This is a genomic window from Mesorhizobium sp. (assembly GCF_017306585.1).
Classification (GTDB): domain Bacteria; phylum Pseudomonadota; class Alphaproteobacteria; order Rhizobiales; family Rhizobiaceae; genus Mesorhizobium.
In genome coordinates this window covers 1-22,643 of the sequence record NZ_JAFKIC010000221.1, presented here as the reverse complement: position 1 = coordinate 22,643, position 22,643 = coordinate 1, and the positions used below count along the sequence as shown (strand labels likewise).

The window sequence follows — 22,643 nt, the reverse complement described above, 5'->3', positions numbered from 1 at the left end:
CGCACCGTCCAGATGACGTACCCGATGACGACAACGCCGGCCATGACTTCGGGCGTCTTGACGAAGCGCCGCGCCGTCCAGATGACGTAGCCGATGCCGGAATCGGCGGCGACGATCTCGGCGATGATGAGGTAAGTCCAGCACCAGCCGAGCGTGATACGCAGATTGTCGAGCAGTGTCGGTCCCATCCAGCGCAAAGCGACATCGGTCATCACCTGCCGCGAATTGGCGCCGACGGTGCGGGCGACCTCGACGAATTCCTGCGGCACGCGCCGCATGTCGTCGGCGACCAGCAGCACGAGCTGGAAGAAGGTACCCAGCCAGAGCAGGAAGATCTTGGTCTCCTCGCCGACGCCGAACCAGATGATGGACAGCGGCACGAGCGCCGGAACCGGCAGATAGCGGATGAAATCGATCATCGGCTCCAGGGCGGCGCCGACGATGCGGTAGCTGCTCATCATGATGCCGATCGGGATCGCCATGATGGCGGCGAGCAGGAAGGCGATCCAGACGCGGGCGGTCGAGACCGCGACGTGCCAGACCAGGTTCTGCTCGGTCAGCATGGTCCACAAGGCAACGATGACGCGGCTGGGCGACGGCAGGAATTGCGGCGCGATGACGCCCGCGCGCGCCGCCAACTCCCACAGGGCGATGACCAGTACCGCCGCCGCGACACTGACTGCGAACTCCACCATCGGCGACGCACGGCCGCGAAAAACAAACAAGCTGCTGAACAAAGTCACGATCCCCGATGATCTAAGGAGCGGCCGCCGTCACGGATAGCGAACCGCAATGGTATGGACACGACAGCTGAGGCTGCCGCGTCCGATCGGCGCTGGCACTATTTCGCCGGGATCTTGTTGATTGCCGAATTGTCGATCTGGTCGGCCGCCACCAGCTTGTTGTCGGCGGCGCCGTTCTCCAGGTTGAGTTCCATGACCGTGTCGAAGATGCCGTGCAGCGTGCCCTTTTCGCCCGGCTTGCCCATGTAGGCGAGCGACTCGGCGAGCGTCGTGTAGGACAGGCTGGAGTTGACGATGTCGGTCACTTCCGCCGGCGTCAGACCGAAATGCTTGGAGGCCATGTCGGCGAATTTCGCCGGCTCGGCCTTGATGAAGTCGACAGCCTCATAGATGCAGCCGAGGAACCTGGCGTATTTGTCGGGGTTGGCCTTGAAGTCGTCATTGCGGGCGATGATCGCGTCGATGATGATGCCGCGATGGTCCTTGGACGAGATCAGCATGCGGGCGCCGGGACGGGTCGAAGCCTTCAGAGCCTGCGACATGAACGGTTCGTAGGTCGCGATGGCGGCGATCGAGGGATCGACGAAGACCGCGCCGGTATCGGCCGTGGCGATGTCCTTGATCTGCAGGTCCTTCAGTGACAGGCCTGCCTGCTTGAGCTCCATCTGCAGCAGCAGACGTGAGGGGATGTTCGGTTCGGCGGCGACCACCTTGCCCTTGAGGTCGGCGACCGACTTTATGGCGTCGTCGGTGATGACGCCGTCGCCGCCAACGGACTCGTCAATCGTGCCGATGATGAGGCCGGGCGTCGAAGCGTCGCGCGGGCGGCCCTGATATTCGCCCACCGAGCGCATCTGCATCTCGATATCGCCTCGCGCCATCGCCGCCATGACATTGGTCAGGTCGTCCTCGAACTTGATGCTGACGTCGAGGTTCCTGGCGGTGAAGCAGCCGAGATCCGCGGCGATGTGGACCGGGGCGAATCCCAGCCATGTCGGCGCGAGGATGCGGATCTGGTCGGCGCTGAGCGCAAGCTGCGAACTGGCAAGCACGAGGGCCGCGGACAGAGCGGAGGCGAGTAGCGATTTCATGATTGTTCCCCAATTTGTTTTGCGCAGGCTCGCCATTTCAGACATTGATGTAAATGAGTTTATTTAGAACGATACATCGAATAATATCGATGTATCGGCGAGGAGGGGCGGTATGCGCCGGCTGGACAATATCGACATCCGCCTGCTGCGCGTCTTCGTAGCGCTGGCCGATTCAGGCGGCTTCGCCGCCGCGCAGATGACGCTCAACCTGTCACAGCCGACGCTCAGCACGCATCTGGCCGAACTCGAAAAGCGCATCGGCGCCCAGCTCTGCCACCGCGGACGAAAGCAGTTCCGGCTGACCGAGGTTGGGCAGGCGACCTACGATGCGGCGCAGAAACTGTTTCGCGACCTCGACGATTTCGGCCACCGCATCAACGCGGCCAGCGGCAGCCTGTCGGGCCGCTTGCGGGTCGGCACGTCGGACGGTGTCTTCACCAGCAGGGACCTGGGCATCCAGCATGCGCTCGGCCGGTTCATGGGACCGGATTCAGATGTCTTCATCGATCTTTCGGTGGGCACGCCGTCCGAACTTGAGCAGCAGGTGGCCGATGGCGGCCGCGACGTCGTCATCGGGCCGCTATCGCAGAAGGCGCCCGGCGTCGTCTACCGGGATTATTGCGGCGAACCGCACCTTCTCTATTGCGGCCGCCGGCATCCGCTCTTTTCGGTGCCGGATGCCGGGATCGACCAGGGCGCGATCGACGCGGCGCGCTTTTCGGTGCGCAGCTACCGGCATTTCGATGATCTCTACCTTGTCGGCCATCCCAGGGCGAGCGCGTCGGTCGTGCATATGGAAGCGCAGTTGATGCTGATCCTGTCCGGCAATTTCATCGGCTTCCTGCCATGCCATTTCGCCGATCCCTGGGTAGCGACGGGCGACATGCGGGCGATCCGGCCGATGGCCTATGCCTTCAGTTCCATCCACCGGGTCGCCTATCGCAAGACGGACGCCCAGCGCTCGCTTGTCCAGGCTTTTCTGGCGGCGCTGTTCGACGCGGAGCCCGTTTCGGGATCCGCCTAGGGCTGCCTCTGCAGGACGGCCAGCGAGCGCGCGATGTTGAGCCTGGCCTGCGGCTCGAAACGCCGGCGGAATTCCTCGGTATGGAAGAGGTGAGGGCGATCGAGGAAACTCTTCAGCACCGCGCCACGACCCGCACGCCACATCGGCTCCTCCACCCAGCCATATTCGCGGCGGACCGCGCGCTCATAGGCATCGAATGCATCCGGCGCGGCGCCGAGGATGGATAAATCCATGTCGAGGAAAAGGCTGGCGTCCCGCATAGCCGCTTCGCCATCGAGCAGTGGCGGCTGGTGCGTGGCGGTGGCCAGGATCATCGCGCCGATGCGGCCCAGGCGATCGGCTTCGGCGCGTCCGGCCAACATTTCTTGGGCAAGGGAGGCGCTTTTCGCCTCGTTGTCCTTGGCCTTGCTGTCATAGATGGCGTCGTGGAACCATATGGCGGCTTCCACGGCTTCGGGATCTTGCAGCGAGGCGCGATAATCGCCGGCCAGGGCCAGCATCGCCTCGATATGGGCGAGGTTGTGGTAGTGGCGATCCGTAGCCCGGTAGAGCGCCGAAAGCTCGGTTTTGAGGGTATCGTCGATCAAGGGTTCGTTTGCCATCGCTGCTTGAATTCCCGCGAACCAAATCCATTTGACAAAGCACTAAGGAAAATTGAGTTCAATCGTGCTATGATCTGCCTTATATGTGCGGCCGGACAGCAGGCAAGCACAACAGGCCGGCAAGACGCAGGACAAGACGTCGATGAACAGCATCAGCATTTCCCGCCACAGCGCGCTGCAGCCGGTCGATCCGATCTGGCGGTCGATCCGCGACGAAGCGATGGAAGCGGTCAACCGTGATCCGCTGCTGGCGGCGTTCCTCTATTCGACGATCCTCAACCAGGAGAGCCTGGAGGAGGCTGTCATTCACCGGATCGCCGAACGGCTTGCCCATCAGGATATCGGTTCCGACCTGATCCGCCAGACTTTCAAGTCGATGCTGGCGGACGACAAGGATTGGCCGACGACGGTGCGCGTCGATATCCAGGCCTATTACGACCGCGACCCGGCTTGCGACCGCTTCATCATGCCGGTGCTCTATTTCAAGGGTTTTCACGCCATCCAGACCCACCGGCTGGCGCATTGGCTGTGGGACCAGGGCCGCAAGGATTTCGCGCTCTATCTGCAGAGCCGCTCGTCCTCGGTCTTCCAGACCGACATCAATCCTGCCGCGCGTATCGGCAAAGGCATCTTCATCGATCATGCCACGGGCCTCGTCGTCGGCGAGACGGCGGTCATCGAGGATGACGTGTCGATCCTTCATGGCGTCACGCTGGGCGGCACCGGCAAGGCCGGCGGCGACCGCCATCCCAAGATCCGCCATGGCGTGCTGATCGGGGCTGGCGCCAAGATTCTCGGCAATATCGAGATCGGCCATTGCTCCAAGATCGCCGCCGGGTCGGTGGTGCTGTCGCCTGTGCCGCACAACAAGACGGTGGCCGGCGTGCCGGCCCGCGTCGTTGGCGAGACGGGCTGCGACCAGCCTTCGCGCCAGATGGACCAGCTTCTGCCGTCGCAGAAGATGGATCAGGTGGTCAGCTTCGATATCTGATCTTTCGATCCGGCTGGCCCGATGGTGATTGCCCGGCCGGACCGCCACTTCCGGTGCAATACGGCCGGCTTGCCTTTACATCGCCATTGTCGACGTGCCAGAAGCGCCGTTCAAACCAGCAAGCCGATAATCGGAGAAGACCGTTGAAGCCGGACGAAATCAGAAAGCTGGACGCCTATTTCAAGCGCGTCTTCCAGAATCCCAAGCTCATGGTCAAGGCGCGGCCGCGCAAGGAAGATTCGGCCGAAGTCTATGTCGGCGAGGAGTTTCTCGGCATCGTCTTCAAGGACGAGGACGACGGCGACTACAATTTCTCGATGGCGATCCTCGACATCGATCTGGGCTGAGCCCGCGATCCGGGGCCAGGTCGCGCCAGGCGCGGCCGGTCTCGGTCAATGCGCGGTTTTCAGGATTCGCCCGGCTTCGGCGGTGACCGCCGCATCAAGTGCGGGCCAATTGTCCAGGAATTCCTTCGGGAAGCGATAGGTAAGGCTGAGATCGTCGCCTACCTGGATATCGCGTTCGCAGGGCGCCAGGGATTCACCGGCGCTCGGTCCGCTCAGGCAGCGGGCCACGAAGGGGTCCTTGCCGGGGCGTTTGCCCACGACCAGCACCTCGTTCAGATAGCCTGATTTCTCATCGAAGCCGTAGACGGTGGTGCCGCCCGGTCCGGGAATGCCGGGCTGGACGATCAGCGCGCTGTAGATCGGCGCGAAGCGGCCGCTCATGTCGCGCGACATCATCTGCTGTTCGAACGACAGGAAGATGATGTTTCTGTTCGGCCCGGAATGGTTGAAATCGTCGCGGGCCGCTTCGCTGTAGCCGTCCATCTGGGGATAGCGCAGATAAAGGTCGAGACGCGAGGCGATGCCGTCACGCCGGGCCTGCTCGAAGCGGATGAAATTGGCCGGCACGGCAATGACATTCTTGCCGATCACCACCTGCCGCACCGTCATGTCATCGGAATATCCGGCCATGGCAATAGAGCGGCCGAACCATTTGCCGCCCAGGCTGATCGCCACCGAAAGCAGCGCCAGCGCCGCGAAGGCATAGAACACCCGCCTCATCAGCCTGGAATCGACCACGGTGAGTTCAGGGCCGTCGGCGATCGCTGCCTGCTTCATCTCCGTCCCCATCCAGGCCCTGCCATCATCCCGATGTCCCTCGACGGCACACATCGTGCGGCACGGCTCTTGCAGCCTTCCTGAAACGACTGTGCGATTTCATGGTAAACGGAGGGTTAATGTGGCTGAGATGGAGCTCTTCCTGTTCGCTTTTGTCGTCGGGCTGACGGTTTGCGGGATCACGGGCTCGACGATGGAGCTGGTCTCGGGCCGCAAGATTGCCTTTGCCGAGCCCTATGTTTCGGCCTCGCATGTGCTGCGATCGCTGGCGGCCACGGCCTGCGCCGGACCTTTCATGCTGGTCAACGATGCTCTGGATGCCCGGCGGGAGCGTCGTATCTCGACGCTGGCGCTGCTGTCCTGCGGTTGCACGGCGATGGCCTGGTCCTTGGCGCTCGGCATTGTCGTGCTGGCGGTTGCTTCAGGCGCGATCGATCTCCTAGGGTCCCAAATCCCTGCCTGAGACGATTCGGAGACCGACAATGCCGCTTTATGCGATCGATGGAACGGAGCCCAGCTTCGCGGATGCCGATACAAACTGGATCGCACCCGACGCGACGCTGATCGGCGATGTCAGGATCGGCCGCAATGCTGGCTTCTGGTTCGGCGTCGTCATCAGGGGCGACAACGAGCCTGTCGTCATCGGCGCCGATACCAATGTGCAGGAACACACCGTCATGCACACCGATCCCGGCTTCCCGCTGACCATCGGCGAAGGCTGCACGATCGGCCACCGAGCCTTGCTGCATGGCTGCACCATCGGCGACAACAGCCTGATCGGCATGGGCGCCATCGTGCTGAACGGAGCGAAGATCGGCAGGAACTCGCTGGTCGGCGCCGGCGCGCTGGTCACCGAAGGCAAGGAATTTCCCGACAATTCGCTGATCGTGGGCTCACCGGCCAAGGCGATCAGGGTGCTGGATGACGCGGCGGTTGAGCGGCTGCGTGGTTCGGCCGCGCATTACGTGGCCAATGGCAAGCGCTTCAAGACGGGGCTGAAGAAGGTCTGACTCGGCTAAGTGCCAGAGGCGATGCTTTCGGACCGCGTCAGCGCCCAGACGGTTTCCTCGTTGTTGCCATCAATAGCGGCCTCGTAAAGGGTCTGAAGTCCGATGCGCAACTGATAGCAGGCCAGACGACGCCGGTAGCGAAGCCGGTTCGGTTGCCTTGTTTCGAAGAAGCGCGCCTGTTGCTCCATGCAGTCGAGCCAGGGACGCCAGAACAGGATATTGGCGACATCGTAGAGCGGATCGCCGAACATTGCTTCGGACCAGTCAATGACGCCGGTGATCCGGGCTTGGTCCGTCACTACATTGTTCGAGCCGAAATCGCCGTGAACCAGCCGGCGAATCTCGGGGCAGTCGGCCGCCAATGTCTGCATCTGGCCTATGATGCGCTTGACGCGATCCGTATCCGCGTATCGGCTGGCCGCGCCCCAATCGTACCGCCGACGGTCGTCGATGCTCATCAGGAAATCTCGCCAGCTGCCAAAGCCGCCTGATCCGGCCGTGTCAAAAGGGCCGAAGCCATCGGTTTCATGAATGTCTGTATTCGTCATCGCGTCCAGGATTCGCGAGACCGGTTCGAGGACTGATTGCAGGTCGTGAACGGGCAGATCCTGCAGCGTCACGCCCGCGGCGCGCCGAGAAACGCAGCAAGCAAGATCTTCCGCGAGAAGATCGATCGACACTATCTCGGGAACGGGCAGTTCGGCATTGGAAAAGCGCTGAAAAACAAAACGGTCCTTCTCGAACCCTGCTGCCGACCTGTTGATGCGTACGATGTAGTCGCCGCCGGTATTCTTGAAGCCAAGGGCCCGTGATTCTTCGCCTTCCGATATTCGTTGGAACTCGGAAATGCCGCCGAAGCGGGATTCGAGCCGCGATTTGATTTCAGGAAGTGAAATGTCGGACTTGGTCATGCTCGCAGCAATACCGGCTACCCAAGGTGCTCTTCCATGGCCAGCGCATTCATAAATGCCGGATCAGGCGGGCCCTGAGTTGACGGTGCTCCGCCAGAAATGGCGGAGCCGGCCCGGGGACGGGGCCGGCTCCTTTGACCCGGTCGTTGGGGACGGGGAGGGTGGGGACTCGACCGGGTTTCTCGTACGTCCTTAGCGGACGCTGGCGACCGCGTCGGCGCGGCCGTCGTTGATCGTTACCCAAACGCCGGAATTCTCGGTCGATTGACGCTTGAGATAGGTGTAGTCGGTGTCCGACCAGGACAGGACCTTGGATTCAAGGTTGTCGAGGATGAATTCGCCAAGGGTGGTGCGTACCGTCAGCACGGCATGGCCGTCGCCATTGGGCTGGCGCGCGACCGTCATCAGCAGGTCGCCGGCCGGCACGCCCGCGTCCATCAGCTCGCGGCGCTTCTCCAGCGCGTAGTCCTCGCAGTCGCCATAGCCATTGTCCGGATAGGCCCAGTATTCCTCGACGCCGTAGTTCTCCAAATCGGTGCGCGGCTTGATGCGCGTGTTGACCGAATTGTTGATGTTGACGATCGTCGCCCAGAGCTTGCGGGTCAGGTCGACCGGCGGTCCCTTGGGCGTCTTCTGGTTGCATTCCACCGGAATGCGCTGGCAGAATTCATAATGGCCAACAGGCTGTGTGGTGCGGCCGCCGGTGTGCATATAGGCCGGTCCCGCGGCATATGCTGATCCCCATGCGGAAAGCTGCATCGCCATTGCCATAAGCAACAGCTTGCCCCTCGTTTTTTTCATTTTTAGTCTCCCCGTTCGAAGGAGACATTGCCACAGCCGGATTTATTTGACGCAAAGGTGCGAAGTAGATATTAAGTAAAACGCCTGTAGAATAAACATAAAATTTGAATCATTTTAGTATTGATTTGTTTGGTTCGTTTCTTTCCTCGGCGGCGGCCGCCGCCTTCCGGGCTTGCGTTGGCTCAAAAAGCAAAAACCGGCCACGAAGGGCCGGTTCGGTTGAAATGTCTTGCGGTGCGCTCAGGCGCGTGGCGTGTTGAACTCGGAATCGAGCGTTTCGGGACGCTGGATGACGGCGAATTCGATGGCGACGCCATCCTCGAAATGACGAACGATCTGGCCGCGCATGGTGCCGAGCATGACCTGGACGCCGATCGCCGGTTTGACGTCGATCTCGATCGCGGCGCCGGAAAGCGACAGGTCGATGATGCGGCACTGATACTGACGGCCGTCGACGAGCTGTAGCACGCTCGTCGGGTTGCGCGGCGCGACGCGTTCGTGGCGGCGGTCTTCCGGCAGGTCGAGCTCATGCTTGTTGGCAAGCCAGGTCAATTGCGCCGCAAGCTTGTCCTTCTTGCGGTCCGACGCGATCACCGTCATGGCAAAACCGTCCTGCAAGGTGCGCGTGACGACGCCCTCGATGCGGCCGATATGATCGATATAGGCAATGACCTTTTCGCCAGGCATGCCGATGCGATCGGTGCGAAGCGCGACATTGCCGGGCGACATATCGACAACCTGGCAAGGATGCTCGGTGCGGTCTTCCAGCATGAAGCGTCCGTATATCTTGACCCGGACGCGCTGAAAGTTACGCCTTTCAGCTTGGGACGGCGCGTAGTCGACCGCCGCTGACCTCATGACTGCCTACACCCCGTTTGGCATTCCCGCGCGCCGATGCGAGGAACTTCATAAGAGAAGTACAACAAGGCGGGTTAACAAAGGGAAAAAACGGGCCGGCCAGATCGATAGATCATCAACTATTCGTCGCGTCCGCCGTCGAACACGACGAGGTGGCGGATGCGGCGCGCGCGGCCCAGCGCCGAGATGGTTTCGGGCGCCTCGATCTCGTCGGGAACAAGCGAGGGAACGCTGATTGCCGGACGGTTGTTCAAGAGTTCCTTCTCCGGATCGATGATGCGGATGGTGTCGATCAGGGCGTCGGTGATCGGGTCCGCACCCAGCCAGAACGGCTTCTCGGCGGCGCTGATGACGCCGAGGCAGCGCGGGTTCTCGACGCCGCCGTCGAGCGGCAGGGCGAGCAATTCGAACCGGTTGGAGCGGCCGTTGCGGCTGAAACCCTCGAAAGTGATCAATACGACGGATTTCTGCTCGAAAACCCCGTGGATCAGCCGGGAGACCAGTCGCTGATCCTTCTCGCGCCACAGTGACGGGAAGGAAAAACCTTTCAGTTCACGCCCGTAGGCGGCGCACAGCCGTGTTCCGGCCAGGCGGAGCACGGGCTGTGCCCGCGTGTCCCTTTCCAGGATGAAGGTGTCGGCCCGCAGCGACTTGCTATCGGCCGGCGCGGCTTCCGCACGCTGCGGAGCAGGAAGCGTGCCAGCGTCGTTAACACTTGTTCACGGGTCGGGGCCGTTAAGGTTAACAACTGGTTTACGTTGCGCCCTGCGATGTCGTGTGGCACACCAAAACCACTCCAGAAGCGGTCGTTTCGCGACGATCGGCAGCACTTCAGTCAAGAGTTTTAGGGGAGCAGGGGGCTCGACCGGCCGTTCAGGGGAAACCCTGGACGGCTTCTTTTTGATTCGTGCCGGGACGATTCGCCCTTTGCGGTTCGTGGGGCGGTGATCTAGATGCTCATCAGGCCACCCGGCCCGGAACCAGCATCGAGTGCCATTGCAGATGAGCGAACAGCAAAATCCGTCCGAAGCCGAACAGGCTGAAATGCCGCCGCCGGCGCGCGAGCCGGTGTTCAACCTGCCGCCGGTCGTGCTGGCGGTGATCGGCATCTGCGTGGCGGTCTTCCTACTGCAGCAATACGTATTGAACGACACGCAACAAATGACCCTGCTTTACGACGGAGCGTTCATTCCTGTTCTCTATACCGGGCAATACGGCTTCGACTGGTTCCTTCTCACGCGGCCCTTCACCTATGCCTTCATGCATGGCGGGTTTGCCCATATCGCCATCAATATGGTCTGGCTCGCGGCCTTTGGCTCGCCGCTGGCCAATCGTCTCGGCGCGTTGTGGTTCGCTCTATTCTTTGCCGTCACGGGGTTGGCGTCGGTTGCGCTCTTCTGGGCCGTGCATCCCTATGGCGAGGCGCCGCTGGTCGGTGCGTCGGGCGCCATATCGGGCATGATGGGCGCCGCGACGCGTTTCGGGTTCCGCACCGACCGCTCGACGGGTCGGGCGGCGTTCGCCGGCCCGGTGCTGCCGATCGCATTCGTTCTGCGCCTTCGCGGCGTGGTGATCTTCCTGGCGATGTGGATGATCATCAATCTCGCCACCGGCCTGCTCGGTTTTGTCCCGGGAATGGACGGCCAGATCGCCTGGGAAGCTCACATCGGCGGTTTTGTCGCCGGCTTCTTCGGCCTGCGCTGGTTCGACCGGCGATGGCAGCCGCCTGAGTGGGAAACCGCCGGCCACCGCACTTGAAAAGCAACCGATCACGGCGCACGATGTTCACTCTTACGTGAGGCCGGTTTGGGCAGGGGCCGGCAAGGCGAAGCAGAGGAGGACGCCATGACGGTTAAGGCAATTCTGGAAAGAAAAGGCCATGACGTATTGACGCTCGGGCCGAACGAGAAGCTTAGCGAAGCCATCCGAATCCTGGCCGAACACAAGATCGGCGCGCTGGTGATCACCAATGGCGACCGCAAGATCGTCGGCATCCTGTCGGAACGCGACATCGTGCGCGTCGTGGCCAGGGAAGGTGGCGCGGCACTCGACATACCGGTGCGTTCGGCGATGACGCCGAAGGTGAAAATCTGCAACGAGAACCACACCGTCAACGAGGTGATGGAGATCATGACCAGGGGCCGCTTCCGCCATCTCCCGGTGGAGAAGGACGGTCTGCTCGATGGCATCGTATCCATCGGCGACGTGGTCAAGCGCCGTATCGAGGATGTCGAGCGCGAGGCCGAGGAGATCAGGGCCTATATAGCCACCGCCTGAGCGGCGGGAGAACCGCCGGCCGGAGACCGGCCGGCGGAGCCATTTGCTATCTGTTGTCGAGTTCGGAACGGACGAGTTCAAGCCCGCGCCGCGTGATGCGGTAGGGGCCGCCGTCCGACGATGAAACCGCCTTCTTGCGTTTCAGCTTCCGAAACATGTCGAGATCGACGCCGGGATACTGCCAGCCGTCGCGGGTCAGGCATTTGACGGAGGCGATCCGTTTTTTCTGGTTCTTTTCGATTTCTATGCGCCCGCCCTGCGCGAGCAGGTGCAGGATGCGCTGTTCAGTGCGCGAAATATCCATGTGAAGAGTTTCCGGGAAAACAAAAAATGCCGCCGCCGCGATGCTTCGCGGCACGGGGTTTCAGGTTTTCTGCCCTGCCTCGCTACGAGGTCAGGGCCTTACCGGGACTGAGCGTAAGTGGACATCCACTCTCCATTGGGATGAGCGGCATATAGGCGATGTCGCGCGAAAAGGCCAGTCCGCGGCTTTGCGCTTGTCTCTCGGGGCGGTTTGCACTAGCGAAGTTGCATATCAAAATATGCGTTCACGCATATTCCGCAGTTCCAATTGCAGGCGACCATGAGCATCATCGATACCCGCACCCCCGACGCGAAACGCCTGATCTCAGGCGCCACCGGCGACTGGGAAGTCATCATCGGGCTTGAGGTCCATGCGCAGGTCATCTCGGAAGCAAAACTGTTTTCCGGCGCCTCGACCGCATTCGGCGCCGCGCCCAATGCCAATGTCAGCCTGGTCGATGCGGCAATGCCCGGCATGTTGCCGGTCATCAACGAGGAATGTGTCAGGCAGGCGATCCGCACCGGGCTCGGCCTGAAGGCGCAGATCAACCACAAGTCCGTCTTCGACCGGAAGAACTATTTCTATCCGGACCTGCCGCAGGGCTATCAGATCTCGCAGTTCAAGCAGCCGATCGTCGGCGAGGGCACCGTGGTCGTCTCGGTCGGGCCTGACCGGCAGGGTGAGTTCGAGGATATCGAGATCGGCATCGAACGGCTGCATCTGGAACAGGATGCCGGCAAGTCGATGCACGACCAGCATCCGACCATGTCCTATGTCGATCTCAACCGCTCAGGCGTAGCGCTGATGGAGATCGTCTCCAAGCCGGACCTGCGTTCCGGCGATGAGGCCAAGGCCTATGTCACCAAGCTACGCACCATCATGCGCTATCTCGGCACCTGCGACGGCAACATGGATGAAGGCTCGCTGCGCGCCGACGTCAACGTTTCGGTACGCCGGCCCGGTGGCGAGTTCGGCACGCGCTGCGAGATCAAGAACATGAACTCGATCCGCTTCATCGGCCAGGCCATCGACTATGAGGCGCGCCGGCAGATCGCCATTCTCGAGGACGGCGGCAAGATCGATCAGGAAACCCGGCTGTATGATGCCGTGAAGGGCGAAACGCGCTCGATGCGCTCCAAGGAAGAAGCGCATGACTACCGCTATTTCCCCGATCCCGATCTTCTCCCGCTGGAATTCGACCAGGCCTATGTCGATGCCCTGGCCGGCGGATTGCCGGAACTGCCGGACGACAAGAAGGCGCGGCTGATCTCCTCGCTGGGTCTGTCGACCTACGATGCTTCGATCCTGGTGTCGGAAAAGTCGGTCGCCGACTATTTCGAGAAGGTGGCTGCCGGCCGCGACGGCAAGCTCGCCGCCAACTGGGTCATCAACGATTTGCTCGGCCAGTTGAACAAGGCGGGCAAGGACATTGAAAGCGCTCCGGTTTCGCCCGACCAGCTCGGTGCGGTCATCGACCTGATCAAGGACGGCACCATTTCCGGCAAGATCGCCAAGGATTTGTTCGAGATCGTCTGGAATGAAGGCGGCGATCCGCGCCAGCTGGTCGAGAGCCGCGGCTTGAAGCAGGTCACCGATACCGGCGCCATCGAGAAGGCCGTCGACGAGGTGATCGCGGCCAACCCGGACAAGGTCGAACAGGCGCGCGCCAAGCCGACCATGGCCGGCTGGTTCGTCGGCCAGGTGATGAAGGCGACCGGCGGCAAGGCAAATCCGCAGGCCGTCAACGACCTCGTCAAGGCCAAGCTCGGCATCGAGTAAGAGCATGTTCGTGCGCACCGCCGGCGATCGCGATCTCGCAGCCATCAGGGCGCTGCTGGTCGAGACCTGGCATGCGACGTATGACGCCATCTATGGCGCCGAGCGGGTCACCGCCATCACTGACGAGTGGCATTCGATCGCCTCGCTGAAGGCGCGGCTGACCAAGCCCAACAGCGAATTCCTCGTCGCCGATGACGGCAAGCGCATCGGCGGTGTCGCGTTTGCCGAAAGCGTTGACGACGGCCGAACCATCGCCTTGAAGCAGCTCTACGTTCTTCCGGATCTGCAGGGACGGGGTATCGGCGGCATGCTTCTGGACGAGGTCATCGAAAGCTTCCCCGAAGCTCGCGGCATCCGCCTTGAGGTCGAGGCGCAGAATACAAGAGCCGTTGCCTTCTATGAAGCGAACGGCTTTGTGCGGTCGGGCGATGCCGGGGAACACGCGGGCGCTTCGGGAGAGCCGACACTCGTCTACCGCAGGGCTCTTGCCGGCTGAAGGATCGCTGTCGGCGGCCGGATCACCTTCGCGCGAGCGGCGCCGCACCCGCCCGTTTTCGTTTGACGGCCCTGACGCCGCGCACCAAAGCTGGCGCAGCTGACCGCGCGAAAGCCGGAATGGACCGGCCCGCGCTGTCGCGCTGGGGGAAACCATGCCAAGCTTGCCGGAACTGATGCCGACACAGGTGTCGGACGAAACCTTTGGTGGCGTCACCTACCACATAGCGGGCGAACTGGTGCCCGTGCTTTCGGTGGATGTGACGCGCATGCCTGTCTATTTCGAACATCACATCCTGCTGTGGAAGAATTCCACCATCACCATCGGGCTGAAATCGCTCAAAGGGGCGCTGAAGCGCATGATGGCCGGCATGCAGATCTTCGTCACCGAGGCATCGGGGGCTGGTATCATCGCGTTCAGCCGTGACGGGCCTGGCCACATCGTGCCGATCCACCTGCGGCGCGGCGAGGAGATTCAGGTGCGAGAGCATCAGTTTCTCGCAGCCACCGGCAATGTCGATTACACGTTCGAGCGGGTACGCGGCCTTGCCACGATGCTGTTTGGCCAGAGCGGCTTTTTCATAGATCGCTTCCGTGGTGATTCCGGCGACGGCATCGTCTGGCTGCACGGCTACGGCAATGTCTTCGAAAAGGTGCTTGCAGCGGGCGAAACCATCGACATCGAACCGGGCGGCTGGCTGTTCAAGGATACCTCGGTGAGGATGGAAACCAAGATCGACCGGCTGTCGAGCGGCTTCTTCGGCGCCAACATGAATTTCATCGTCAACCGCTTCACCGGTCCGGGCCGGGTCGGCATCCAGTCGATGTATCTGCACATGCCGACAGAGGAATAGGCCCGGCACGGCAAAGAGCAGAGGTCAACGCGAGCGCAGCGGCGGCGACAATTCGCGCATCAGCAGTTCGAGTTCGCGCTGATCGCCTGTTCCCGTCTTGTCGAAGATCGTCGCCAGTTGGGACTTGATGGTGCCGTCCGAAACGCCGCTGGCGGCCGCGATCTCCTTGCGCGTCCTGCCCGAGGCGACATGGCCGGCAACGCGCTTCTCGGCTGCGGTCAGGCCAAACAAGGCGGCGATCGCTTCCAGCGCGGGGGTCGGCGTGGCGCCGGCGGCGGCGATAAAAATCGCTGCGGCGGCGCGCTGCGACATACGCGCCGAAATCTCGCGCCGGGCCAGCGGCATTACGTGCGCCACGGCCGGAACGCCGACCTTGGCGAGTGGAATGTTGATGCCGCAAGGGCCAAGTGCGAACTCGTCCCGCGTGCCGAGTTCCACCGCGCAACCGATCGCGGCATTGGCCTGGGGATAGGCAAAGGACAGTTGTCCACGCACCGAAGAGACGGCCGAACTCTCCATCAGCAGGGCTTCGGCGGCGCCATTGGCGAAGATGATCTGCATGTCATCGGAGACGATCATGACCGGATGGTCGAGGTTCTCGATGATCGAGCGGAATATCTCGGCCTTGCGCCGTTCGGCCTCGAAGAGGTCGCCGATCGTCACCGCACGACGCACATGCGGAGCAAGCGATGAAACCAGTTCGAGATCGTCGGCCGAAATCTGGCGCCTGTCCTTGTCCGTCACCACCATCAATGTGCCGATGCGGGTCGGCTGCTTCATCAGCGCCACCCAGAAAAAATCATCCAGCCGGTTGGGCTCCACCCATTCGCGCACGATACGGCTCTCGATCCAGTTCTGCCGCGCGTTGGGACCCTGGAGCGCATAGAAGGCATCGACGGTAAAGGGGACGTCGATATCCATCTTGGGCACGGCCGCGAAGAAAGGCACCTCCGCGCCATAGTCGCGCTCCAATGGCTGGAGTATCGCCTGGTCGCCGCAGGACACTGAAAAGCGGGCCGAATTGGTAGCCGTGTCGACAACCGCGAGCATGGCAAGTTGACCAAGTGCCAACCTGCGGATCGCGTCGAGCGTCGATTGCCAGCGGCCGACATCGGCAACCGAATCGTAGATGGCTTCGACGACCTGCGGCAGTGCGCGGTCGATCGCTTTCGCCAATGCAGACATGGGCCTTCTCGTACCGCCCTAGAGGTGACGCAGTGCCGGATTCCACCATAGCAATGCGCCAGGTCGCAGATTGGTGCGACCATGTAACCTGATGATGCCGCATCGGCCGTTCGCTGTTACATCAGGCGCGAGGCCGTGCCCGGCCTGCATAGGACTTCAGGCATAGACGGGCCTGTTCAGGCAGCGGGAACTTCCACATTGTCGATCAGCCTGGTTTTTCCCAACCAGGCGGCTGCGAGAACGCGGCCCGCGCGGTCGTGCCGCCACGGCGCGAGTGTCAGGCTTTCTCGGGCTTCGACATAGTCGACTTTCTGGAAGCCGGCGGCGCTCAAGGAGCGGGAAGCCTCATCGGTCGCGTGCTTCTGGCCGGCGCCGCCTGCCAGCGCTGTCGCAGCCTTGCGAAGGATCACGTTGAGCTGGCGGGCGGTCTGGAGTTCGGTTTCGTCGAGATAAGCGTTGCGGGACGACATGGCGAGACCATGCGTGTCGCGTATCGTCGGGGCTCCGACGATCTCGACGGGCAGGTCGAGGTCGCGGCAGAGCTGCCTGACGACACAAAGCTGTTGGTAATCCTTCTCGCCGAAAACCGCGCAGTCAGGTGTCGCCTGCAGGAAGAGCTTGGCCACGACGGTGCCGACCCCTTCGAAAAAGGTCGGGCGAAAATCCGATTCGAGCCCCGCGGAAGGGCCGCCGACAGAAATCTTCGTGGCAAAGCCGGCCGGATACATCTCTCCGACGGTCGGGGTGAAGGCGACGTCGGCCCCGACCGTCGCCAGCATGTCCAGGTCGCGGGCAAGCTGGCGCGGATATTTGTCGAGGTCCTCGCTCGGCGCGAACTGGGTCGGGTTGACGAAGATCGACACCACGCAGCGCTCCGCTCGTTCGCGAGCGATCCTGATCAGCGAGAGGTGCCCTTCGTGCAAAGCGCCCATGGTCGGCACCATGGCGACGCGAAGGCCGTCCCGCCGCCAGTCCCGGATTCGGGCGCGAAGCGCGGCCACGCTGTCGGCTGTTTCGGGCCGGCTCATGACTTGTCTCCGCCGTTTGTGTCCGAAGGGTCTTTCGGGGCTGAAAAAACGTTGGCGGGGCCGGGAAACGTCCGGTTCCGCACCTCGGATGCGTAGCGCTGCGCGGCTTCAGCGATCACGCCGCGCAGATCGGCATATTCCTTGACGAATTTCGGCACGCGGTCGACGGTCAGCCCGACCATGTCGTCGATCACCAGGATCTGGCCGTCGCAGTCGCGGCTGGCGCCGATGCCGATGGTCGGGATGGCGATGCGGCGTGTGATGTCGGCGGCGACAGCCTCCATCGTGCCTTCGATGACCACGGAGAAAGCGCCGGCTTCTTCAACGGCGAGCGCGTCGGCAATCAGCGCGGCCACATTCTCATCCGTGCGTCCCTTGATCCTGTAGCCGCCATCCTTCTCCACCGATTGCGGCAGGAGCCCGATATGACCCATGACCGGAATGCCGGCGGCGACGATCGCGGCGATCTGCCCGGCCATGTCGATGCCGCCCTCGAGCTTGACCGCCTGACATCCGGTTTCCGCGACGATGCGTTGCGCCGAACGAACGGCCTGCGCCGGCGATTCTTCATAGGTGCCTGCCGGCATGTCCACGACGACGCAGGCCCTGGCCGAACCGCGCATCACTGCCTGGCCATGCGCGATCATCATCTCGATCGAGGCGCCCAAAGTGGCCTCGTGCCCGTGCAGGACCATGGCGACGCTGTCGCCGACCAGAAGCAGGTCGACATGCGGGTCGAGAAGCCGAGCGACAGGATAGGTATAGGCGGTAAGGCAGACCAGCGGGATGTTGCCCTTGCGGCGGCGAATCAGCTCGACGCTGGTGCGCGTGTCGGTGGTCGGCAATGCCTTGGCCAATCGTCGCCTCCGTCGTGCCGCGGCAGAGTTGGATACCTTGCCCGGGCGGGCAGAGCTTTAGAAAGGCCGCGAAGGCTTGGCAAGCACCGATCGGTGACCGGAAAGAATCACACAATGGTGTCGGGCACCGGGCGCGCCATTTGGGCGCTGCCTGCGGCAAAACCCTTGCCTTCCCGAAGGCCTGACGCCATAAGCAGGAAACAGGCGCCGCCAGCGCGAGGGTTCTTGAGATGAAGACGTTCCTGACGCAGTTTTTCACCTGGTGGAACAGCCAGACCCTGGGGACGCGCCTCCACACCTGGCGATACGGCAAAAGAGTAGGCCAGGACGAAGCCGGCAATGTCTATTACGAAGGCGGCGTCGATTCGGAAGGCCGCACGCGCCGCTGGGTGATCTACCGCGACTATTCGGAAGCCTCGGCGATCCCTCCCGGCTGGCACGGCTGGATCCATCACCGGGTCGACGTGGCGCCGGCGAGCGAAGACTACAAGCCGCGCGAGTGGCAGAAGCCGCACCGGCCCAATCTGACCGGTACGCCGGCAGCCTACCGCCCGAAGGGCTCGGTGCTGACCAATCAGCATCGCCCGCAGGTCACGGGCGACTACGACGCCTGGACACCGGGGTCGTAACGGCACCTACTTACAGCGGCGCAAAGTGCGGGCCGGTCCTTTATCGCCACAATTGGTGTTTAGCTGCTTGCTGATCAGCAAACGGCGACTAGCCTTGGCGGTCAACGGAATCACCTGGGCGCGAACCACCGGTACCCCTTTATGAGATTTTTCAACCTGATATCGACGGGCGGTCTGGCGTTAGCCGCCGGCCTCGCGGCCAGCACCACGGCGTTCGCGGCTTCGCCCGCGCCGGCCGCACCGGCGCCCGCAGCGCCCGCGGGATCGGACCGCATCGCCAATCCGGTTGCCGAGTTCGCCGGCATCGACAAGATCACCGGCCGCATCATCACCTTCGATGTTTATATCGACGAAACGGTGCAGTTCGGCGCTTTGCAGGTGACGCCGCGCGTCTGCTACTCGCGGCCGCAGAACGAGGAGCCGAAGACCGATTCCTTCGTCGAGGTCGACGAGATCACGCTCGACCGCAAGATTCGCCGCATCTTCACCGGCTGGATGTTTGCCGAAAGCCCGGGCCTCAACGCGGTCGAACACGCCGTCTATGACGTCTGGCTGAAGGAATGCAAGCAGAAGTCGGATGTGCCGGCGCCGGACGCCGCGAAGGCCGACGCGACCAATACCGATGCTTCCAAGCCGGCTGCGGCCAAACCCAAGCCAGCCGCACCGAAGCCGAAGCCGGCTCCCGCGACCAATGAAAATCTGACCGATCCTACCGAGCCGGATACGACCAATACCAACTGATCCTCCGGAACCCTCGCGGCCAGCAGGCGTTTTGCTGCTGACAACAGCGCTTCCACGCGCTTGGAGGACTTCCAATGTCGGACAGCAAGCGGATCACGGCCAGCAAGAAAGAACTGCTCGAACTCGAAAGAGGCTTCTGGACTGGCGACGAGGCTTATTACGCGGCCAATGTCGATGCCGAGTGCCTGGTGGCATTTCCGCAGATGGCGCAGGCAATAAACAATGCCGATCTGGCAAAGACCGCGACAAAACCCAACAAGTGGCGCGATCTTCAGATCGACCTCAAGGGCATAATCGAGCCGGGCAGCGACATCATCATGCTGACCTATGAGGCGCGCGCGATACGAGAGAACGGCGAACATTACACGGCGCTGGTCAGCACCGGCTATGTCCATCGCGTCAATGGCTGGAAGATGATGTTCCATTCGCAGACGCCGATCGAGGTCGCCTAGCGGCGATCGGCTCTATGGGGAGAAGACCGCTTCGCCCTTCAGCGCCTCGGCCAGCATCTTCTCGTATTTGCCGCGCGGCACGTCGACGGCGCCGAAGCGTTTGAGGTGCTCAGTGGTGAACTGCGTGTCGAGCAGCGCGAAGCCGCGCTCCTTCAGGCGCTCGACCAGATGCACGAGGCAGGTCTTCGACGCATCCGTCTCCCTGGAGAACATGCTTTCACCGAAGAACACCCGGCCAAGCGAAACGCCGTAGAGCCCGCCGACCAGCCGATCGTCGCGCCAGGCTTCAACCGAATGGCAATGGCCCATGCGATGCAGTTGCACGTATGCCTCGCGGATCGGTCCATTGATCCAGGTCGATCGCCGCTCGTCGCGCTTTTCGGCACAGCCATCGATCGTCGCCTCGAAGTCGAAGTCGAAGCGGATGTCGAACAGGTGTTTGCGGATCGCCTTTTTCAGGCTTTTTGGGGTGTGGAACCCGTCGAGGGGAATGATGCCACGTGTCTCGGGCCGCACCCAGAAGACCTCCGGGTCGGCGGCACTTTCGGCCATCGGGAAGACACCCGAGGCGTAGGCCTTGAGCAGAAGGTCGGTGGGGATGCGATAGCCTGGCGCGTAGGGGCGGGTCATCGCGTCCCCGCGCTACGGCGTATCGATATTCAGGTGATGCCGGCCTGCAAACGTCGATTTACTGCGCATCCGGTGCTCACGTACTTCAAGTACGCTCCGCTCCGGTTCTCGAAAACCGCCGTTTTCGGCTCGGCCTGACCTGAATCTCAACACGCCTTATTCTTCCTTGGCCAGGTATTTTTCCAGCCAGTGGATGTCGTAGTCGCCATTGGCGATGTCGGCATTGCCGACGAGGTCGCGAAACAGCGGCAAGGTCGTCTTGATGCCGTCGACGACGAACTCATCCAGTGCCCGGCGCAGCCGCATCATGCATTCCACGCGGTTTCGTCCATGCACGATCAGTTTGCCGATCAGGCTGTCGTAATAGGGCGGGATCTTGTAGCCGGAATAGACGCCGGAATCGACGCGGATGCCGAGGCCGCCCGGTGTGTGGAAATGGGTGATCGTGCCGGGCGAGGGGGTGAAGGTGCGCGGATCCTCGGCATTGATGCGGCATTCGATGGCGTGGCCGTTGAACTTGATGTCTTCTTGCCTGACCGAAAGTCCGCCGCCGGAAGCGACACGAATCTGCTCGTGCACGAGATCGATGCCGGTGATCGCTTCGGTCACCGGATGCTCGACCTGCAGGCGCGTGTTCATCTCGATGAAATAGAACTCGCCGTTCTCGTAGAGGAACTCGATCGTGCCGGCGCCGGAATAGCCGAGATCGGCAATCGCCTTGGCGCAGATGCCGCCGATGCGCGAGCGCTCCTCGGCGTTAAGCGCCGGCGAATTGGCCTCTTCCCAGACCTTCTGGTGGCGCCGCTGAAGCGAACAGTCGCGCTCGCCGAAATGCACGCCGCGGCCGAAGCCGTCGCCGAACACCTGCACTTCGATGTGGCGCGGCTTCTGAAGGTATTTTTCGATGTAGACGGCGTCGTCGCCGAAGGCGGCGCCCGCTTCGGTGCGCGCCGTTTGCAGCGCGATCTCGAGATCCGCCTCGGTGAGTGCAACCTTCATGCCGCGCCCGCCGCCACCGGCGGAGGCCTTGATGATGACCGGATAGCCGATCTCGGCGGCGATGCGCTTGGCTTCCTTCTCATCGCTCACCGCGCCGTCGGAACCCGGCACCACCGGAATGCCGAGACGCTTGGCGGTCCGCTTGGCCTCGATCTTGTCGCCCATGATGCGGATATGGTCGCCGGACGGGCCGATGAAGGTGATGTTGTGGGCGGCCAGGATGTCGGCGAACTTGGCGTTTTCCGACAGGAAACCGTAGCCCGGATGCACGGCGTCGGCGCCGGTGATCTCGCAGGCCGCGACGATCTGATGGATGTTGAGATAGCTGTCGCGCGAAGGCGGCGGACCGATGCACACGCTCTCGTCGGCAAGCCGCACATGCATGGCGTCGGCGTCGGCGGTCGAATGCACCACCACGGTCTGGATGCCGAGTTCCTTGCAGGCGCGCAGCACCCGGAGCGCGATTTCGCCGCGATTGGCGATGAGGATTTTCTGGAACATCCGGCCCGCTCTACTCGATCACGACGAGCGGCATGCCGTATTCGACCGGCGTCGCGTCCTCGAACAGGATCGCCGTCACCGTGCCGGCGCGCGGCGAGGGGATCTGATTCATCGTCTTCATCGCTTCGATGATCAGCAGGGTCTGGCCTTCCTTGACCTTCTGGCCGACCTCGATGAACGGCTTGGCGTCCGGCGACGGCGCCAGATAGGCGGTGCCGACCATCGGCGACGGCACGGCGTTCTTCGACACGTCGACCGCGGGCGCGGGGACAGCCGCTGTCGCGGGCTGGGCGGCTGCGGCGGCCGGCGCATAGCTGGCCGGAGGCGCGGCGATCGCGTGGACGGCGGGGGCCTGGCGCGACACGCGAACCTTCAGATCGCCCAGTTCCACCTCGATCTCGGTGAGGTTGGTGTCGTTCAGTATGCCCGCGAGATCGCGGATCAGCTGCTGGTCAACACCGGTCTTCTTTATAGACATTTTCGAGCCTTCTGTTTGTTGGCCGGTCATAGGCGTGCTGCCAGCGCCTGCAGCGCCAGCGTGTAGCCGAGCGGCCCAAAACCACAGATCATGCCGACGGCGACCGGCGCGACCATGGAGACGTGGCGAAATGGTTCTCGCGCGTGGATGTTGGAAAGATGGACTTCCGCGACCGGCAACGGGGCCACCGAACGTATGGCGTCGTGGATCGCGATCTATGTGTGGCTGTAGGCGCCCGGATTGATGACGATGCCGGCAGCCTTGTCGCCGGCTTCCTGG

Annotated in this window: 27 protein-coding genes and 2 pseudogenes; 13 read left to right on the top strand and 16 right to left on the bottom strand. The window is 62.5% G+C overall.

Features of this window, described 5'->3' with window-relative positions; all coding sequences use genetic code 11:
- Both J0I79_RS27200 and J0I79_RS27195 read right to left on the bottom strand, forming a co-directional pair.
- Positions 1 to 695 (bottom strand): ABC transporter permease (locus J0I79_RS27200; protein ID WP_292866695.1); only part of this gene is annotated, 695 nt, incomplete at its 3' end.
- A gap of 146 nt (positions 696 to 841) precedes the next feature.
- Positions 842 to 1,834 (bottom strand): ABC transporter substrate-binding protein, encoded by a 993-nt coding sequence (locus tag J0I79_RS27195; protein ID WP_292866693.1) that lies wholly within the window; start codon positions 1,832 to 1,834, stop codon positions 842 to 844.
- A 112-nt stretch (positions 1,835 to 1,946) separates the two neighbouring features.
- Here J0I79_RS27195 and J0I79_RS27190 point away from each other — a divergent pair, with 112 nt between their 5' ends.
- Positions 1,947 to 2,858, top strand: coding sequence for a LysR family transcriptional regulator (locus tag J0I79_RS27190; RefSeq protein ID WP_292866691.1), 912 nt, complete (start codon positions 1,947 to 1,949; stop codon positions 2,856 to 2,858).
- Here the strand turns inward: J0I79_RS27190 and J0I79_RS27185 are convergent.
- Positions 2,855 to 3,460 carry a hypothetical protein gene (locus tag J0I79_RS27185; protein ID WP_292866689.1) on the bottom strand — a complete coding sequence of 202 codons (606 nt, stop codon included), beginning with the start codon at positions 3,458 to 3,460 and terminating at the stop codon, positions 2,855 to 2,857. The genes J0I79_RS27190 and J0I79_RS27185 overlap by 4 nt on opposite strands.
- Before the next feature lie 142 nt (positions 3,461 to 3,602).
- Between J0I79_RS27185 and cysE the strand changes: the two genes are divergently transcribed.
- Together cysE and J0I79_RS27175 are read left to right on the top strand one after the other, a co-directional pair.
- Positions 3,603 to 4,451 (top strand): serine O-acetyltransferase, encoded by an 849-nt coding sequence (gene cysE, locus J0I79_RS27180; protein WP_292866687.1) that lies wholly within the window; start codon positions 3,603 to 3,605, stop codon positions 4,449 to 4,451.
- A 143-nt stretch (positions 4,452 to 4,594) separates the two neighbouring features.
- On the top strand, positions 4,595 to 4,798 hold the full coding sequence (locus tag J0I79_RS27175) for a DUF3126 family protein (protein ID WP_140607491.1): 204 nt from the start codon (positions 4,595 to 4,597) through the stop codon (positions 4,796 to 4,798).
- Positions 4,799 to 4,843: 45 nt separating this feature from the next.
- Here the strand turns inward: J0I79_RS27175 and J0I79_RS27170 are convergent, their stop codons facing one another.
- Positions 4,844 to 5,575 carry a hypothetical protein gene (locus J0I79_RS27170; RefSeq protein WP_292866684.1) on the bottom strand — a complete coding sequence of 244 codons (732 nt, stop codon included), beginning with the start codon at positions 5,573 to 5,575 and terminating at the stop codon, positions 4,844 to 4,846.
- Positions 5,576 to 5,696: 121 nt separating this feature from the next.
- On the opposite strand from J0I79_RS27170, the gene J0I79_RS27165 reads away from it, so the two are divergent.
- Both J0I79_RS27165 and J0I79_RS27160 read left to right on the top strand, forming a co-directional pair.
- Positions 5,697 to 6,038: a hypothetical protein gene (locus J0I79_RS27165; protein ID WP_292866682.1), complete on the top strand. Its 342-nt coding sequence runs from the start codon at positions 5,697 to 5,699 to the stop codon at positions 6,036 to 6,038.
- A 19-nt stretch (positions 6,039 to 6,057) separates the two neighbouring features.
- Positions 6,058 to 6,585, top strand: a complete 528-nt coding sequence (locus J0I79_RS27160) for a gamma carbonic anhydrase family protein (RefSeq protein WP_292866680.1) — start codon at positions 6,058 to 6,060, stop codon at positions 6,583 to 6,585.
- Between the two features lie 5 nt (positions 6,586 to 6,590).
- Here J0I79_RS27160 and J0I79_RS27155 read toward each other — a convergent pair whose 3' ends face one another.
- The 4 genes and pseudogenes from J0I79_RS27155 to J0I79_RS27140 all read right to left on the bottom strand — a co-directional run.
- Positions 6,591 to 7,496 (bottom strand): aminoglycoside phosphotransferase family protein, encoded by a 906-nt coding sequence (locus J0I79_RS27155; RefSeq protein WP_292866678.1) that lies wholly within the window; start codon positions 7,494 to 7,496, stop codon positions 6,591 to 6,593.
- A gap of 192 nt (positions 7,497 to 7,688) precedes the next feature.
- A complete protein-coding gene (locus J0I79_RS27150) occupies positions 7,689 to 8,297 on the bottom strand; it encodes a transglutaminase-like cysteine peptidase (protein WP_292866676.1) in 609 nt (202 codons plus the stop codon).
- A gap of 240 nt (positions 8,298 to 8,537) precedes the next feature.
- The gene (locus J0I79_RS27145) at positions 8,538 to 9,155 is read right to left on the bottom strand and encodes a PilZ domain-containing protein (RefSeq protein ID WP_137934442.1); all 618 of its coding nucleotides are present in this window, start codon (positions 9,153 to 9,155) and stop codon (positions 8,538 to 8,540) included.
- A gap of 119 nt (positions 9,156 to 9,274) precedes the next feature.
- Positions 9,275 to 9,847, bottom strand: a pseudogene (locus J0I79_RS27140) (PAS domain-containing protein); the annotation flags it as partial.
- A gap of 310 nt (positions 9,848 to 10,157) precedes the next feature.
- On the opposite strand from J0I79_RS27140, the gene J0I79_RS27135 reads away from it, so the two are divergent.
- Together J0I79_RS27135 and J0I79_RS27130 are read left to right on the top strand one after the other, a co-directional pair.
- The gene (locus J0I79_RS27135) at positions 10,158 to 10,913 is read left to right on the top strand and encodes a rhomboid family intramembrane serine protease (RefSeq protein WP_292866674.1); all 756 of its coding nucleotides are present in this window, start codon (positions 10,158 to 10,160) and stop codon (positions 10,911 to 10,913) included.
- Between the two features lie 87 nt (positions 10,914 to 11,000).
- A complete protein-coding gene (locus J0I79_RS27130) occupies positions 11,001 to 11,432 on the top strand; it encodes a CBS domain-containing protein (RefSeq protein WP_137934439.1) in 432 nt (143 codons plus the stop codon).
- 46 nt (positions 11,433 to 11,478) lie between these two features.
- Here J0I79_RS27130 and J0I79_RS27125 read toward each other — a convergent pair whose 3' ends face one another.
- On the bottom strand, positions 11,479 to 11,736 hold the full coding sequence (locus tag J0I79_RS27125) for a YjhX family toxin (protein ID WP_292866672.1): 258 nt from the start codon (positions 11,734 to 11,736) through the stop codon (positions 11,479 to 11,481).
- 279 nt (positions 11,737 to 12,015) lie between these two features.
- Between J0I79_RS27125 and gatB the strand changes: the two genes are divergently transcribed.
- From gatB to J0I79_RS27110, 3 genes are all read left to right on the top strand, one after another.
- Positions 12,016 to 13,515 (top strand): Asp-tRNA(Asn)/Glu-tRNA(Gln) amidotransferase subunit GatB, encoded by a 1,500-nt coding sequence (gene gatB / locus J0I79_RS27120; protein WP_292866670.1) that lies wholly within the window; start codon positions 12,016 to 12,018, stop codon positions 13,513 to 13,515.
- Positions 13,516 to 13,519: 4 nt separating this feature from the next.
- Entirely contained in the window at positions 13,520 to 14,011 is a 492-nt protein-coding gene (locus J0I79_RS27115) for a GNAT family N-acetyltransferase (protein WP_292866668.1), read from the top strand.
- 154 nt (positions 14,012 to 14,165) lie between these two features.
- Positions 14,166 to 14,864: an AIM24 family protein gene (locus tag J0I79_RS27110; RefSeq protein WP_292866666.1), complete on the top strand. Its 699-nt coding sequence runs from the start codon at positions 14,166 to 14,168 to the stop codon at positions 14,862 to 14,864.
- A gap of 24 nt (positions 14,865 to 14,888) precedes the next feature.
- On the opposite strand, the gene J0I79_RS27105 is transcribed toward J0I79_RS27110, so the two are convergent.
- The 3 genes from J0I79_RS27105 to panB all read right to left on the bottom strand — a co-directional run bounded on the left by J0I79_RS27105 (position 14,889) and on the right by panB (position 17,934).
- Positions 14,889 to 16,049 (bottom strand): helix-turn-helix transcriptional regulator, encoded by a 1,161-nt coding sequence (locus J0I79_RS27105; protein WP_292866664.1) that lies wholly within the window; start codon positions 16,047 to 16,049, stop codon positions 14,889 to 14,891.
- A 176-nt stretch (positions 16,050 to 16,225) separates the two neighbouring features.
- The gene (gene panC / locus J0I79_RS27100) at positions 16,226 to 17,077 is read right to left on the bottom strand and encodes a pantoate--beta-alanine ligase (RefSeq protein WP_292866663.1); all 852 of its coding nucleotides are present in this window, start codon (positions 17,075 to 17,077) and stop codon (positions 16,226 to 16,228) included.
- The gene (gene panB / locus J0I79_RS27095) at positions 17,074 to 17,934 is read right to left on the bottom strand and encodes a 3-methyl-2-oxobutanoate hydroxymethyltransferase (RefSeq protein ID WP_292866662.1); all 861 of its coding nucleotides are present in this window, start codon (positions 17,932 to 17,934) and stop codon (positions 17,074 to 17,076) included. Before panB ends, panC begins: the two co-directional genes overlap by 4 nt.
- Positions 17,935 to 18,164: 230 nt before the next feature.
- Here panB and J0I79_RS27090 point away from each other — a divergent pair, with 230 nt between their 5' ends.
- From J0I79_RS27090 to J0I79_RS27080, 3 genes are all read left to right on the top strand, one after another.
- On the top strand, positions 18,165 to 18,563 hold the full coding sequence (locus J0I79_RS27090; RefSeq protein ID WP_292866661.1) for an NADH:ubiquinone oxidoreductase subunit NDUFA12: 399 nt from the start codon (positions 18,165 to 18,167) through the stop codon (positions 18,561 to 18,563).
- 141 nt (positions 18,564 to 18,704) lie between these two features.
- Positions 18,705 to 19,304: a DUF2155 domain-containing protein gene (locus J0I79_RS27085; protein WP_292866659.1), complete on the top strand. Its 600-nt coding sequence runs from the start codon at positions 18,705 to 18,707 to the stop codon at positions 19,302 to 19,304.
- 74 nt (positions 19,305 to 19,378) lie between these two features.
- Positions 19,379 to 19,756 (top strand): hypothetical protein, encoded by a 378-nt coding sequence (locus J0I79_RS27080; RefSeq protein WP_292866657.1) that lies wholly within the window; start codon positions 19,379 to 19,381, stop codon positions 19,754 to 19,756.
- Between the two features lie 12 nt (positions 19,757 to 19,768).
- Here the strand turns inward: J0I79_RS27080 and aat are convergent, their stop codons facing one another.
- The 4 genes and pseudogenes from aat to J0I79_RS27060 form a co-directional block, all read right to left on the bottom strand.
- Positions 19,769 to 20,386: a leucyl/phenylalanyl-tRNA--protein transferase gene (aat, locus tag J0I79_RS27075; RefSeq protein WP_292866655.1), complete on the bottom strand. Its 618-nt coding sequence runs from the start codon at positions 20,384 to 20,386 to the stop codon at positions 19,769 to 19,771.
- A gap of 156 nt (positions 20,387 to 20,542) precedes the next feature.
- Positions 20,543 to 21,886, bottom strand: a complete 1,344-nt coding sequence (accC, locus tag J0I79_RS27070) for an acetyl-CoA carboxylase biotin carboxylase subunit (protein WP_292866653.1) — start codon at positions 21,884 to 21,886, stop codon at positions 20,543 to 20,545.
- 10 nt (positions 21,887 to 21,896) lie between these two features.
- Entirely contained in the window at positions 21,897 to 22,364 is a 468-nt protein-coding gene (gene accB / locus J0I79_RS27065) for an acetyl-CoA carboxylase biotin carboxyl carrier protein (protein WP_292866651.1), read from the bottom strand.
- A gap of 26 nt (positions 22,365 to 22,390) precedes the next feature.
- A pseudogene (locus J0I79_RS27060) lies at positions 22,391 to 22,643 on the bottom strand (type II 3-dehydroquinate dehydratase); the annotation flags it as partial.